The organism is Micromonospora yasonensis (assembly GCF_026013475.1).
GTDB lineage: Bacteria > Actinomycetota > Actinomycetes > Mycobacteriales > Micromonosporaceae > Micromonospora > Micromonospora yasonensis.
The window spans coordinates 1-431 of record NZ_JAPDPH010000487.1; the positions used below are offsets into that span (position 1 = coordinate 1).

1 protein-coding gene is annotated in these 431 nt (G+C 66.6%); it reads right to left on the minus strand.

Annotated elements, in window-relative coordinates:
• On the minus strand, positions 1-410 hold a 410-nt coding region (locus ONA70_RS36480), incomplete at its 3' end, for a GntR family transcriptional regulator (RefSeq protein WP_265011022.1).
• Positions 411-431 lie beyond the last annotated feature (21 nt).

Below are 431 nucleotides of genomic sequence, written 5' to 3' on the forward strand. Positions count from 1 at the left end.
CGTGCGTTCGCTGCGTCTCGTGCACCTCGTACATGTGCCTTGGCGGCTTTGGCGGCGCCCGGGCCGTCCCCCTGCAGCAGTGCGGCAAGGATCCGCCGGTGATCCAGCCTGCTCTTCTGGATTCGGCCCTCCACCTCCAGAGTCGTACGCATGCCGGTCCTGAGCAACTCGTGCAGCACGCTCTGCGTCTGTTCCAACAACCGATTCCCGGCCGCCTGAACGATCCGCAGGTGGAAGGCAGCGTCAAGCCGCTGCAACTCGTCGTAGTCCAGCGGGTCGTGCTCCAGCGCCTGTTCGAGGCTGTCGAAGGCCTCCTGCACCAACGCCAGCGCCTCGGCGTCCTGACGCTCGGCCGCCCAGCGCGCGGCAGGAACCTCGAGGAGTTCGCGCATCGCGAACAACTCGGCCAAGTCATGATCCAACTCGGCCAC